Origin of the sequence: Clostridium phoceensis (assembly GCF_001244495.1) — a bacterium.
Lineage (GTDB): Bacteria > Bacillota > Clostridia > Oscillospirales > Oscillospiraceae > Lawsonibacter > Lawsonibacter asaccharolyticus.
Map to the genome: position 1 here is coordinate 1,476,953 of NZ_LN866274.1, position 14,242 is coordinate 1,491,194.

Here is a 14,242-nt window from a genome sequence, read left to right on the forward strand (position 1 = left end):
TTTACAAATTTCTTGTTATCCTCTTTTTGCGGGCAAGAGATTTGTGAGGCAGAAAATGGGGATTGTAGCGTCTGATAAGGAGGACCTCACATGAGCCTGGGAGATAGATTACGGCAGAGGAGACAGGAAATGGGCCTCACCAGGCCCCAGCTGGCGGCTAAAATATGCGTGACTCCCTCAGCGATTGCCAATTACGAAAATGGTATCAGCACCCCGAAACCTGATATCCTGATTTCCCTAATCAATGTGTTGGAGGTCGATGCCAATTATATTTACTCCGATTATCTTGGACATAGCCAAGTAAGAAATCTTTATGACCAGGACCTGAATGCGGAAGAAATTGATTCTATTCAAAAATATAAAAAGCTTTCGGAAGAGGGAAAGCGGCTCGTTCGGCTGATTATCAATGAGGAATATGCCCGAACTATTACCAAGAGTCAGCTTACCCTCCCCTGCTATCTGCCTGGTGTGCGTAAGCTCCACACCGGATTTCTCATGCAAACGAAATTGGGCAGCGCGCACATCATGCAAAAAGATCTGCCTGACGGAACCGATTTTTGCTTTCAAATTCAAGTAGATCAATATCTGCCTGTCTTTCGAAAATTTGATATTCTGGCACTCCAGAGAAGACAGGCACGGCACAATGAGATGGGGCTGTTCTGTCTCAATGGCATTTACTATATCCGTACCCTTTTCCAGGAGAAGGGAGAGTGCCGTCTTCGATCTCTAAATGTAATTGATGAGGATATTTTGGTGAAAGAAGCGGATGAATTCCACTGTATTGGTACGGTCCTTGGCCAAGTAAATGCCGTTTTGGAAACTTAAATGAACCCTGCTTTCCGAATATTTTTGGCGAAAAGAAGGGATCTTCGTTGTGAAAAGCCTTGGGGCTTTTACTTTTTATGCAGATTTTTGATATTAGTAAGAACTTGTAAAATATAAATATAAAATTTTGTATTTGGCCTAACACTACATAAATATAGACAATGGAAGCTCAAAAATTGCACCGCATAGACAAGAAAAGGCCCATCAAAAAGGCTGGCGCTCTCTGCCTGCCCTCTACAAACAGGTATCCCCCATCTATAATGGAGCCATGAGGCAGCTAGAGGGCGGGAGATATATACTGAGTGGCGGCCTGTGAGGATGAGCGTGATGCCTAGGAGCAGATCTGCGACCTGTGCCGCGAGATTCTCACCGGGTTTAAGTCGGAGCACACCATCTCTGCCTTGTCCAGCGCCGGGGAGCTGGCCGCCGCGCTGGACGGCGGGGAGCGGTTTGAACTTCTTATTATATATGGATATCCTGATGGAGGCCGGACGGGAATGGAACTGGCCCGAGATCCGCGGGCAGAGAATGAACAGACCAGCATCCTCTTCATCGCCAGCAGCCAGGAATGCCTCAAGGACGGCTACTCCGTCCGCCCTATCCAGTACCTCTACAAACCGGTGGACCGGGCGGAGCTGGCTCAGGCCCTGGAGACAAATCTCTGTCTGCACCACCGGCCGGACCGGGTGACCCTGCGGCTGGGCAGCAAGACATCGGTGCTGCCGCTGGATACCCTGCTCTATGCCAAAAGCCAGAGCCACGGCACGGTGGCCGCCTTTCCCAACGGCCAGCTGCGGAAGCACAGCAGTGCCGCCGCCACTGCCGCGCACAGCAGGAAAAAAGAAGCATTCATGATCGTATTCGCTTCACGGCGCAGTCCTCCTATCCTCTTTTGTTTGGTATGATTGTACCAAGATGCTGGGCAAGTCCTCATAGTTCCTTCTGGCAGCGACACCTATACCTTCTATATTTCCCTTGGAGCCAACCAGCGCCTGAACACTTCGTCACCTTCTCCTGGCGGGCCATAAGCGGCAGTGTCCAGGTGGAGGGCGGGGCAAAAAACGTGACCCTGGATGGTACTTTCGCGCTGGAAGTAACTGCTGACCGCAGCTCCTTACTGACGAAGGGCAACGGGACCTTTATGGTACAGGTCTACGACCTGGAAAACGCCCCCTTTGAAAACGGCGCCGACCGCTGGGAGCATAGGGTGACGGTGGAGGTGGACAATCTGGCGGTCTATGCCAAGAAAGCGATGGATACCGTTACTAAATAGAAAATTTCATGCCAGAGAAGCAGATGGGTGTATTTCCTGTCCTGCAGCTTTTTATAAAGTGAAGGGTGCTTCGCCCTCCGAAGTCTTATCTAGCCTTACCAGATTCCCCCGCGCTGTTTGCAGCTCTTGCCATCAGCCACCCGGTCACAGTACCGGGGGGCCTTTTTCATTTTCGGAATGAAATATTTCCAGCACTAGTTACATCGACTGACCTGCTGGCTGTTCTGTTCGGAGTAAAGTGTCAGAACCAACGGCCGAAAATCCAGCAAACTACGCAGCCGGAACAGCCGTTTTTTCTGCGAAGGCAACTTTGTCGGGCCACAGATCCGTACGATATCCGCGTAAACTGCTCGCAAATTTTCGCACTGCTCGACCAATATTTATTTTTTGTTGAAATTATATTGACAATTTGTTGAGATATCATTATAATTACCCCATTACCAATGAGACACAGAAAAGGGGACTGACCATGCGTCAAGAGGAGGCGTTCGAGTTTCTCTGCCGTCTGGCCCAGGGGATTGCCAGTATGTTTGGCGACAGCTGTGAAACGGTAGTCCATGAGATGGAGGGTGAGCGGATGAAGAATCTGGTGATTTTCAATGGTCACGTCTCCGGACGCAGCGCCGGCTCCACGTTGAGTATTTATGGAAGGGATACCATCCAGGATGACCCGGAAGGGACCAGTCTGGATCAGGATTTCCTGAACCAGATGGTAGTGACCCCCAGCGGGAAGAATATCAAATCCTCTACTTTCCACCTGCGGGGCGAGGGGTACCATTATGCCCTTGGCATCAACTATGATGTCTCGGTGATGGGGGCGATGCGCCGCCTGCTGGAGAACTTTACCGAGTCCTCTGGCAGCCTATTGGACTCTATCTCAGAGGACCGCTCTGATTTGGATGCCATCTTCGATGCCTGCCAGGCCAAACTGGACAAGCCCATGTCTCAGATGCGCAAGGGCGACCGAATGGCGCTGGTGGCCCTGCTGAAAGAGAAGGGTATTTTCCACCTGCAGCGCAGCGTCCCCTATGTAGCCGAGCGTATGGGTGTATCCAAATATACGATTTACAACTACCTCAATGAGTTGGAGCACATTTAATGAAGCAGACCATAATGCTGGAGAAGGGGAGACGCCCATGACAATTGTAGAGGCCGCAGAAGTCTGCCAGCGGCTGACCATGCCTGTGTGTATCGACCTGATGCGCACCAGCCTGCGGGAGCTGGAGGCCGGGAATTACACCCAGCCGTTGCGCTCCATTGCCCTGCTGCCAGGCGGAGAGAAGTTTGGGTTTATGCCGGCCTGTTTGGGGGACTGCTTTGGAGCCAAAGTGCTTTCAGCGTTTCCCCAGAATGCAGGAACCAAATACCCATCCCACATCGGCTATGTGCTGCTATTTGAGGGAGAACACGGCAGCTTCCTGGGAATGGCCGACGCGGCGGTCATTACTGAGATCCGTACCGGCGCGGTCTCCGGCGTTGCCACCGACCTGCTGGCCCGGCCCGATGCCCACCGCCTAGCCATTATCGGGGCGGGAGCACAAGGACGGTCTCACTTGGCCGCCATGACCGGTGTGGGGGATATCCATTCCGTGACCGTCTATGATCAAAACACTCAGACGGCCCGCCGCTACTGTCAGGAGATGGAGGAAAAATTTGGTATTCCGGTCACCGCTGCAGACAGTGTCCGGGAGGCGGTATGCGACGCTGACATCGTCTGCACCGTAACGCCCAGTCGGGAGCCATATTTGGAGAGCGACTGGATTGCCCCCGGCACCCATATCAACGCTGTGGGCGCTTTCACGCCCACCACCCGAGAGGTCACCAGTACTCTGGTGGCCAAAGCCAGACTGTACGCCGATCAGGTGGAGGCCATGCGCAAGGAGTGCGGTGAATATCTGGTCCCCCTGCAGGAGGGACTGATCGGTCCGGACCACATTGTGGGCTCTCTGGGCGACGTGCTGCTGGGGCGTGTCCCGGGCCGGAGCAGCGGGGAAGAGATTACTCTGTTTGACGCGCTGGGCCTGGCCGTGGAGGATGTGGCCTGTGTCAAGTATCTGTGCGGCGGAAGCCGCAGCTGAATGGCTGGCCCCATGACCCGACAACAATAAATTTATCTGAGGAAGAAGGAAACCGCCATGAAAAAATGCATTGCCCTGCTTCTGACCGGTGTGATGCTGCTGGGCCTCCTGTCCGGCTGCAACACCTACCAAAATGATGACAGCGCCTCCAGCGCCGGAAGCACCTCAAACACGGCAGATGGAGTCAGCGCCGACTTCACCATGGCCTACAATGGTGTGGTGACTCTGAACCCCATTATGAGCCAGAGCTCCAACGATTTTAACCTTTTCTATCTGACCCAGATCCAGTTGGTGCGCTTCTACGGCGATGAGCTGCAGTACGACGCTGCCGAGCGTTACGAGGTCAGCGATGACTATACCGTCTACACCTTCCACCTGCGGGACGGCCTGAAGTGGTCGGACGGCCAGGCGCTTACCGCCCACGACTTTGAGTACGGCGCCTACTGTCTGCTGAATCCCGACATGGGCAGCCCGGCCGCATACAGCTGGTTTGCCATCAAGAACGCCTCGGCCTATAATTCCCGCGAGATCACCGATTGGGCCGAGGTGGGCGTGAAAGCCCTGGACGACCTGACCCTGGAGATCACCCTGGAGCGGCCGCTCAACTCCTTTGACCGCACCATTGCTGTGCGCGGCCTGTACCCCCTGCGCCAGGATTTTGTGGAGCAGGTAGGCAGCCAGCAGCTGGGCTCATCGCCGGAGACCATGCTGTTCTCCGGCCCGTACATCATCACCGACTGGGTGCTGGAGAGCTCCATGGAGCTGAAAAAGAATGATCTCTACTGGGACAGTGCCAATTCCTTCCCCACCCAGAACCTGCACTTCATCGAGGTGGAGGATGACAACACCAAGGTGGCCATGTTCGAAAATGGCGAGGTGGACGCCATTGAGCAGATCTCCAGCCAGTATTTTGGACACCTGAATGAGTACCTGAACTCCTTTGTGGGCGGCGGCATTATGTTCCTGTGGATCAATCAACAGGGTACTAGTCCGGAGACCGCTGCACTGTTGAGCAATCAGAACTTTCGTCAGGCCCTGAACTATGGCTTCGACCGTTCCGCCACCGTCAATGCGGTAAACCCCGGTTACAAAGCCTATAACCGACTGGTGGACTCCAACTTTGCCGGTCCCGACGGCGGCAAGTTTGTGGATGAGTACCCGGTGGAAACGGTGCCTCTGTCCGGCGACGTGGATAAGGCCAAGGAGTATCTGGCCGCGGCCATGGAAGAGTTGGGCTACTCTGATGTCTCTCAGCTGCCCCAGCTGGAGCTGATCACCTGGGATACCTCGGAGCAGAAGCTGCTGCTGGAGACCATCATCGACCAGTGGAAGCAGAATTTGGGCCTGGAGAATATCCAGCTGACCCAGTATGTGATTGGCACTGCCATTGGCAGCTTCTACGACCTGAGTTATGATTTGTTTGCCATTACCTGGGAAACTGACGTGCTGCCCACCGACATTATGGAGGCCATGGTCACTGGCGGCGAGGTCAATTACGGCATCTGGAGCGATGCCCAGTTTGACTCCCTGGTGGAGCAGGCCATCAACGAGCTGGAGCCGGACAAGCAGGCGGAGCTCACCGCCCAGGCCGAGCAGATCTTCCTGGACAATGCGGCCATCCTGCCCCTGTATGAAAACGGCGTGACCGGCGCAGTGCAATCCTATGTGGAGGGCTTCCAGATGTCCGCCACCAGCTCCGGTTATCAGTTCAATCACCTGGTGGTACACAAGTAAACAAGTAGTTTTGCGCAGCGGGGAGCGCGGCGGCTTTTCAGGCCCCGTCTCCCCGCGTATCGTTCTTCGAAAGGAGACCCGCCTTGAAACGATATATTCTAAAGCGGCTGGTGATCTCGATCATCACCATCTGGCTCATTGCCACATGCAGCTTCTTTCTGCTCCATGCCCTGCCGGGGACCCCCTTCGGCACCACGCAGCTGATGAGCCAGGAGATGCGGGACAAGATGATGGCCTACTATGGGCTAGACCGCCCGCCCCTGGAGCAGTACCTGACCTTTCTGTCCAACCTGATTCGGGGTGATTTCGGCTACTCGCTGAAATATGTAGGGCAGTCGGTCAACGGCATCATTGCCCAGACCTTCCCGGTGTCGGCGCAGCTGGGGCTGCAGGCATATCTGCTCAGCTTCCCCATCGGGATCTTTTTCGGCATTATTGCCGCCCGGCGGCGGGGCCGTCCCCTGGACTATGCTCTGGTGGGCTTCTCCGTGCTGGGCGTGTCGGTGCCGGTATTTATTCTGGCATCCCTGCTGCAATATGTATTTGCCACCGAACTGGGGTGGTTCCCGGTGGCCCAGTGGAAGGGCTTTGCCTACACCATCCTGCCCACACTGACCCTGGCCATCGGCTCCATCGCCGGAAAAACCCGCAATATGCGCACGCTGATGCTGGAGGTCATTTCGGAGGACTACGTCAAGACTGCCAAGGCCAAGGGCCTCTCCTCTGCCCGGATCGTCTGGAGCCACCAGATCCGCAACGCCATCATCCCCATGATCCCCTCCCTGGGCATGGAGATCGTGACCATCCTGATGGGATCCTTTGTGGTGGAGCAGATTTTTGCCATCCCGGGTATCGGCGCGTATTTTGTCCAATCGATCCAGAGCCTGGACTACACCATGACCCTGGGCTTAACGGTATTCTTCGGTGTGTTTGTGGTCAGCGCCAACTTTGTGATCGATTTGATTTACGGCCTTGTGGACCCGCGGATCCGGGTTGCGAAATGAGGTGCATTCAATGAACAAACCCGCTTCCTCTCTGAACGAGCAGGATTTTGTCCGTCTGCCCGCTGACCGAAGCATGGCCGACGCCATAGTGCGCCCCAGTGTCAGCTACTGGCGGGACGTGCTGCGCCGTATTCGGTCCGACAAAGTCGCCATAGTCAGTCTGACCTTCCTTGTCATCATCATCCTGATGGCCATTTTTGCCCCCATACTTTCTCATTACGGCTATGAGACCACCGATCTGCTCCACACCAACCAGCCTCCCAGTGCCGAGCACTGGTTCGGCACCGACGCCGGAGGCCGGGATCTGTGGACCCGGGTCTGGGTGGGGGCACGGATCTCCCTGATTATCGGTCTGGGCGGCGCCATTGTGCCCCAGATCATCGGCATCTTTTTGGGCGGCCTGTCCGGCTTTTTCGGCGGCTGGGTGGATATGCTCATCATGCGCATCATTGACGTGGGCGTGTGCATCCCATCGCTGGTGTATGTGACCCTGATTATGCTCTGGCTGGACGCGGGCCCCGTGGCCATCATCATCGCCATTGCCATTACGGGTTGGATGGACTCGGCCCGCGTCGTCCGGGGCCGGATGCTCCAGTTTAAAAACCGGGAGTTTGTCCTGGCTGCCAGCACTCTGGGGGCCTCCCCCATCCGCATTATTTTCCGGCACATCCTGCCCAATATCCTGGGCCAGCAGGTGGTCAACATCTCCTCTGCCATCCCGGCGGCCATTTTCCTGGAGGCATACCTGAGCTTTATCGGCCTGGGCATCAAATCCCCCATGACGTCCTGGGGTCAGCTGTGCCAGGTGGGCTCGGAGTTTTACCGCCTCTACCCCTACCAGCTGTTTATTCCCGGCGTGTTTATCAGCGTGACCATTTTGGCATTTTATCTGTTCGGCAACTGTCTGCGCGATGCGCTGGACCCCCATCTGAGGGACTAAAGGAGGCGCCTTATGACGAACCATCTTTTGGACGTGCAGGACCTGCATGTCTCCTTTGACACCCACGCCGGCGAAGTCCGGGCGGTACGGGGCGTCAGCTTCTGGCTGGATGCGGGTGAGACGCTGAGCATTGTGGGCGAGTCCGGCTGCGGCAAGTCGGTGACCATCCAAACCATTATGAAGCTGCTGCCCTCCCCTCCATCCCAAATCAAGTCGGGCGCCATCACCTACCAGGGCACCGACATCACCCATTTGAGCGACAAAGCTATGGAGTCCTACCGGGGCAAGGAATTTTCCATGATTTTTCAGGATTCTATGACCAGCCTGAACCCAACCATGCGGGTGGGACGGCAGATGTGCGAGGGTATTTTGCGCCATCAGAGGGTGTCCCGCCAGGAGGCCCAGCAGATTTCGGCAGAGCTGCTGGGGCAGGTGGGCCTGCCCAACCCGGAGCTGGTGGCAAAGCGCTACCCCCATACCATGTCCGGTGGTCAGCGTCAGCGGGTCATGATTGCCATGGCTATGGCCTGCAATCCCAAGATCCTCTTTGCCGACGAGCCCACCACCGCCCTGGACGTGACGATGCAGGCGCAGATCTTGGATCTGATGAACCACCTGAAGGAGAAGCGAGGGACCTCCATACTGCTCATTACCCATGATTTGGGCGTAGTGGCCAAGATGGCCGACCGGATCGCCGTGATGTATGCGGGCAAGATCGTGGAGTACGGCGACGCGCGGCAGGTATTTTACCGCCCCAGCCACCCCTATACCTGGGGGCTTCTGGGGGCCATGCCCAACCTGATCCAGGACGTGAAGAGTGAGCTGTACGCCATTCCCGGCACGCCGCCTGATCTGTATGCCCCGCCCAAGGGGTGCGCCTTTGCGGCCCGGTGTCCCTACGCCATGGAGGCGTGCTTGAAGGAAGATCCCCCGGAATTTGCCTGCGGTCAGGGCCACGGCTCCCGCTGCTGGCTGCTGGACCCAAGGGCACCCGATGTAACGCCGCCGGAGGGCATTCCGCCCCTGCCGAAAGGAGGCAGTGATCATGTCTGATGCAATTCTCCAGGTTTCCAACTTGGAAAAACACTTCCGTGTAGGCCGGGGCAAGATCCTGCGGGCGGTGGACAATGTATCCTTTGCCATCCAGCGGGGCAAGACCCTGGGACTGGTGGGCGAGTCCGGCTGCGGCAAGACCACCGTGGGCCGCACCCTGCTGCGTATCTATGAGCCGGACGGGGGCACCATCGTGTTTGACGGCCAGGACATCAGTAAGGTGACCCGGGCCCAGGCCAAGGCCCTGACTCGAAAGATGCAGATGATCTTTCAGGATCCCTACGCCTCTCTGAATCCCTTTTTCACCGTAGGCGAGATCATCGCGGAGGGCCTGGAGCTGCATAAGCTTTGCGCCAATGCCAAGGAGCGGCGGGAACGGGTGTATGAGCTGCTGAACATGGTAGGCCTCAGCAAGGAGCACGCCAACCGATTCCCCCATGAGTTCTCCGGAGGCCAGCGCCAGCGGGTGGGTATCGCCCGGGCGCTGGCATTGAACCCGGAATTTATCGTCTGTGATGAGCCCATCTCCGCCCTGGATGTGTCCATCCAGGCCCAGGTGGTCAATATGCTGATGAAGTTTCAGCGGGAGCTGGGACTTACTTACCTGTTTATTGCCCACGATCTGTCCATGGTCCGCCACATCGCCGATGAGACGGCTGTCATGTATCTGGGCACCATGGTGGAATATGGCCCTACGGAGGAGGTTTACGGCCATCCGGCCCATCCATATACCCAGGGTCTGCTCTCGGCAGTGCCGGTGGCCGACCCAGACTATGAAAAGACCCACCACCGCATCCCTATGGAGGGCGAGGTGCCCAGCCCCATCGACCCCAAACCGGGCTGCCGTTTCTGCGGCCGTTGTCCCCGGGCTACCGAGCAGTGCCGCACGCAGACGCCCGCGCCCAAGGACCTGAGCGGCGGACATTTTGCCGCTTGTCATCATCTGGATTAGGAGGAACACTACCAATGAATACAACAGAAATGGTTCAAATTGCCCTGGATCTGGCCCAACTGCAGGAACTGCCTCTGGATTCCTCCGTCTCGGTTCCAGGGGAGAATATCACCCGCGTGCTGGCGGGCATTGATATGGGTGCTGCCGAGCTGACTCTGGCCCGCCAGCTGGGCTATGACTGCGTGGCCAGGCACCATAACATGGTGCCCCGCCTGGGTAAGCTGGGAGAGCTGGTTGCCCAAAGCCACTATGAGAAGCTGGTACACTATGGTGTGCCCGTCAACGTAGCCCAAAAGCTGCTGGAGCACCGCAAGCGGGCTACGGAGATCATGTTTCACGGCTCCAACCTGGACGGGGGGCCGTCTGTGGCCCGGCTGCTGGGGATGCCATATCTGGGCCTGCACACCCCCGCCGACCTGCTGGGCGAGCGGATGGTGGAGGCGAAGGTGGACGAGGTCTATGAAGCCAATGACAACCCCACCGTCCAGGAGATCCTGGACAATTTAATGACCATCCGAGAGTATGCCCAAGCCCCCGAGGGCCAGCGCCCTGCCATCTGGGTGGGCGAAAAGGACAGCTACGCAGGAAAGACTGTGGTGGATTTTGCCGGCGGCCTGGGGGCGGAGCTGGACGAGCTGAAGGCGCTGATTACCGCCGGTGTGGGTACCTTTGTCTGCATGCACATGGACGCTGACATCGTCAAAGCCCTGCAGGAGGACAACCGCTGCAACGTGCTGTGCATGGGTCACATGGCCAGCGACTCCATTGGCTTTAACCAGATCCTGGACGCCTGGGAGGCTCGGGGCGTAGAGGTCACCCGCATCGGCGGGCTGGTCTGACAGGAGGCCCGCCATGGCATGGACTTTGATTCGGGGCGGGACTGTGGTAGACGGGACCGGCTCCCCGCCCTTCCAGGCCGATGTGTGCATCCGGGACGGCGTAATAGACGCCGTGGGCCCTGACCTCTCCGCCCCGGAGGGAGCCCAGGTGATGGATGCCGCAGGGAAACTGATTACCCCGGGACTTATCAACATGCACTCCCATTCCGATTGCTCCGCCGCCATGTACCCCAATATGGAGAGCACGCTGGGCCAGGGCATTACCACAGAATTTGCCGGACATTGCGGCCTGGGGGTCGCCCCAGTACAGCATAGTTGGCTCTACATGTTCCCAGAGAAAAAGGCATTCACCAAGGTCATGCCTGAGCCGCCTGGGGGTATTAACCCATACAACGCCTATCTCGTTCCCACCCAGCGGCTGCGGGAGCCCTTTGCCCAGACCTACGGTCAGGAGCTGGACTGGACTACTTATGGCCAGTTCCTGGAGCATCTGCGCCGAGTGGGGCTGGGTGCCAACCTGGCTGTGGTGGCCGGGCAGGCCCAGATCCGTCTGCAGGCCATGGGCACCGACTATCACCGGGACGCCACTGAGACGGAGATCGCCGCCATGGAGGGCGCCCTCAGCGAGGCCATGGATGGCGGCGCGCTGGGACTGAGTCTGGGCCTGGACTATGAGCCGGGCCTCTTTGCCGGGCGGGAGGAACTGCTGCGCCTGATGAAGCTGGTGGCTGCCCGGGGCGGCATCGTCACTGCTCACACCCGCAGCCGCAGCCACCCCTATTATGGCCATGCTCAGAGCTTCCTGGACGGTCTGCGGGAATTTTTGGACCTGGGACGGGAGAGCGGCGTCCGCATCCATGTCAGCCACATACAAAACGGCTACAACGTCACCCCGGCCCACGACGGTTTGATCCGTGCCGCCGTGGCCAAGACGCTGGAGGAGCTGGACCGAGCCCGGCAGGCGGGTGTAAACGTCACCTGGGATGTGATCCCCAAGTACGCCTATGGTCCCTTCCACTACCCTATGGCCGCCTCTCTGTTCCAACCCTACGTGGAGCGGTGTGGGGGCTGTGCCGCTTTTTCCCGGGCGTTGACCCTGCCTGACTTTCGGCGGCAGGTTGTTGAGGAGATCCGGACCGGACGCCATCCGTCTCAGGGGGTCTTTACCCGCTTTGATCCGCAGGCCGACCCAGCCTGGGACACCCGCTACCGGTTTACCCGTGTGCAGCGGGCAGGCTGTGTAGGCAAAACGATTCGAGAGGCAGCGCAGGGGGCAGACAGCCTGGAGCTGCTGCTGGATGTGCTGACCGAAGACCCCTACGCCGCTATGATTTCCCTGGGGCGCCGTCCGGAACATACCCCCGACCGGGACGCCTTTGTGGCCCGAACGGAGGCCACCATTGGTCTGGATACCTGGACCTTGGACTACGACGCGGCCCTGTCCGAGGGCGACCTGCCGCTGGAGTGCGGCTCGCCCGCCACATACGAGGGGATGACCGTGTTTCTGGAGACGGAGCGGGACAAGGGCGCTGCCATAGAAGAGACGATACGCAAGCTTACCGGCAATGCGGCCCGCACCCTGGGCCTGACCGACCGGGGCTTTGTCTCCCAAGGTCTGGCTGCCGATCTGTTGGTACTGGACTGGGAGCATTTCTCTGCCAGGGAAAATCTTGCTGATCCCCGACATGGCCCGCAGGGACTGGACTATGTGCTGGTGGCCGGGCAGATCGCCGTGGACCACGGCGTCCATACCCATGTGCGCAGCGGCACGGTTCTGGGGCCTGAACATCGAAAGGGAGAGAACTGAGCTATGTCTTTTGACTTTCAAACTCTGGCCGACGCCATTGACTACGGCTTCGGCACCGGGTTCCGACCGGACTATACCGTGATGGCCGGAGCACAGCTGCATGTAAAAACCGCCCCCTGCATTATCGACGCGCTGACCAGGTTTTCTCAGAGTGGTCTGTATGGTTGGACCGACTCCGATGACCCCCTGTACATCCGGGCTGTTGTCAACTGGATGGCAAAGGTCCGCGGCTGGGAGATAGAACCTTCCTGGATCGTGCCGTCCTACGGGATCCTTCAGGCCATGTGTGCCTCCATCCGCGCCTTTACTCAGCCCGGCGACGGCATCATTGTGCAGCAGCCGGTCTATCTGCTCTATGCCCGCGCCATCGCCAACTGCGGTCGGAAATTAGTGGACAGTCCCCTGCAACTGCGGGGTGACCGGTATGAGATGGACTTTGCCGACCTGGAGGAGAAAATGGCCGCACCGGAAAACAAACTGATGCTCCTCTGTAACCCTCATAACCCCACTATGGATGTATGGGAGCGGGAGGATTTGGAGCGAGTGGCGGCTTTGGCCCAAAAGCACCATGTGCTGGTGGTGGCGGACGAGATCTTTGCCGAGCATGTGTGGCAGCCCGGTCTGATGGTTCCCTATGCCGCCGTTCCGAACGCGTTGGACCACTGTATCATCTGTACCAGTCTTGGCAAGGCGTTCAATTTTACCGGTACCAGCCACTCCAATGTGATCATCCCCGATGCGGCCATCCGGAAGGCCTACCGCACCCAGCGGGATGCCGATCACTATGGCAGCCTCTCTCCCTTCATGCGGGCCGCGGTGTTGGCGGCCTACACAGATGAGGGCAAGGCGTGGATCGACGAACTGATGGACTTTGTGCATGAGAACGAGTCCTTGGTGCGGGACTGCTTTGCCCGCTGTATGCCGGCGGTGAAGCTTCTGCGCCACAGAGCTGGTACGCTAATCTGGGCGGACTTCCGCGGCTTGGGGCTGTCGGAGCTGGAGCTGGAGCGGTTCTTCTTGTCCGCCGGCGTGGAGCCTGACCTGGGCAGCAAGTACGGCGCTGCCGGGACCGGCTTTTTGCGCCTGCAAATTGGAATGCCCCGCTCTGAGCTGACCGGAGCGCTCACCCGCTTGGAAGCTGCCGCCCGGAAATGCGGCTTTGCCCAAGAGGCGCCTTACATCTAATAAAAATAGGGCTCTGCACGAAAAAATGTGCAGAGCCCTTGTTATAGGCGACGATGATGCCGGAAGACCTTTGGAAAGTGGAGGGAAGAGGTTACTTCAGTATGTAGAAAATTAGGCAAAAATATAAAAGGTGTATTTCAACCTTGCGCCTATGGGTCAGCATTTCAGATAACAAATTAGAATTTGTCAATCTTTATCTTTGTCATTCTTTTTCTTCTCGTTATAGATAGCAACCGCCACTCCTATACCTATTGAAAGAATTACACAAATCATAATCAATCCAAAGTTTGGTATCATAATTTTTGCACTCCTTTGTCAAATTCTTATTAGCTTAATACCTTTTACTCTGTGGTTTCATTTAGTTCATCAGTAGAAATGCAATATTGACTACAATTCCCACACACGAAAAGATAAGACCAAAACTATAAATTCATCTATATAGACGTAAACATTTCTTTGATGTTTTACTTTTTATTATTTTATCATCCGTGAATGCTTTCTGCAAGGCACACTGGTGAAATCGCCGGAGTTGGAATCATCAACACCTTTCTT

13 protein-coding genes are annotated in these 14,242 nt (G+C 57.2%); all 13 read left to right on the forward strand.

Annotated features, from left to right (window positions below; genetic code table 11):
• Nucleotides 1-90 precede the first annotated feature (90 nt).
• Nucleotides 91-825 carry a helix-turn-helix domain-containing protein gene (locus tag BN1969_RS07995; RefSeq protein ID WP_050623820.1) on the forward strand — a complete coding sequence of 245 codons (735 nt, stop codon included), beginning with the start codon at nucleotides 91-93 and terminating at the stop codon, nucleotides 823-825.
• Between the two features lie 497 nt (nucleotides 826-1,322).
• Nucleotides 1,323-1,730, forward strand: coding sequence for a response regulator (locus tag BN1969_RS08000; protein ID WP_147577034.1), 408 nt, complete (start codon nucleotides 1,323-1,325; stop codon nucleotides 1,728-1,730).
• Nucleotides 1,731-1,888: 158 nt separating this feature from the next.
• Nucleotides 1,889-2,098: a hypothetical protein gene (locus BN1969_RS08005; RefSeq protein ID WP_147577036.1), complete on the forward strand. Its 210-nt coding sequence runs from the start codon at nucleotides 1,889-1,891 to the stop codon at nucleotides 2,096-2,098.
• 469 nt (nucleotides 2,099-2,567) lie between these two features.
• Complete coding sequence (locus BN1969_RS08010) at nucleotides 2,568-3,197, forward strand: helix-turn-helix transcriptional regulator (protein WP_050623823.1); 630 nt, start codon at nucleotides 2,568-2,570, stop codon at nucleotides 3,195-3,197.
• Between the two features lie 37 nt (nucleotides 3,198-3,234).
• Nucleotides 3,235-4,176, forward strand: a complete 942-nt coding sequence (locus BN1969_RS08015) for an ornithine cyclodeaminase family protein (protein ID WP_050623824.1) — start codon at nucleotides 3,235-3,237, stop codon at nucleotides 4,174-4,176.
• Between the two features lie 57 nt (nucleotides 4,177-4,233).
• On the forward strand, nucleotides 4,234-5,910 hold the full coding sequence (locus BN1969_RS08020) for a peptide ABC transporter substrate-binding protein (protein WP_050623825.1): 1,677 nt from the start codon (nucleotides 4,234-4,236) through the stop codon (nucleotides 5,908-5,910).
• An 83-nt stretch (nucleotides 5,911-5,993) separates the two neighbouring features.
• Nucleotides 5,994-6,914, forward strand: coding sequence for an ABC transporter permease (locus BN1969_RS08025; RefSeq protein WP_050623826.1), 921 nt, complete (start codon nucleotides 5,994-5,996; stop codon nucleotides 6,912-6,914).
• A gap of 10 nt (nucleotides 6,915-6,924) precedes the next feature.
• Nucleotides 6,925-7,854 (forward strand): ABC transporter permease, encoded by a 930-nt coding sequence (locus BN1969_RS08030; RefSeq protein WP_050623827.1) that lies wholly within the window; start codon nucleotides 6,925-6,927, stop codon nucleotides 7,852-7,854.
• 12 nt (nucleotides 7,855-7,866) lie between these two features.
• Nucleotides 7,867-8,907, forward strand: a complete 1,041-nt coding sequence (locus BN1969_RS08035) for an ABC transporter ATP-binding protein (RefSeq protein WP_050623828.1) — start codon at nucleotides 7,867-7,869, stop codon at nucleotides 8,905-8,907.
• Nucleotides 8,900-9,859, forward strand: a complete 960-nt coding sequence (locus tag BN1969_RS08040) for an ABC transporter ATP-binding protein (RefSeq protein WP_050623829.1) — start codon at nucleotides 8,900-8,902, stop codon at nucleotides 9,857-9,859. Before BN1969_RS08035 ends, BN1969_RS08040 begins: the two co-directional genes overlap by 8 nt.
• Before the next feature lie 14 nt (nucleotides 9,860-9,873).
• Nucleotides 9,874-10,698, forward strand: a complete 825-nt coding sequence (locus tag BN1969_RS08045; RefSeq protein WP_077138731.1) for a hypothetical protein — start codon at nucleotides 9,874-9,876, stop codon at nucleotides 10,696-10,698.
• 13 nt (nucleotides 10,699-10,711) lie between these two features.
• Nucleotides 10,712-12,505 (forward strand): N-acyl-D-amino-acid deacylase family protein, encoded by a 1,794-nt coding sequence (locus tag BN1969_RS08050; RefSeq protein WP_050623831.1) that lies wholly within the window; start codon nucleotides 10,712-10,714, stop codon nucleotides 12,503-12,505.
• A gap of 3 nt (nucleotides 12,506-12,508) precedes the next feature.
• Nucleotides 12,509-13,690: a MalY/PatB family protein gene (locus tag BN1969_RS08055; RefSeq protein WP_050623832.1), complete on the forward strand. Its 1,182-nt coding sequence runs from the start codon at nucleotides 12,509-12,511 to the stop codon at nucleotides 13,688-13,690.
• Nucleotides 13,691-14,242 lie beyond the last annotated feature (552 nt).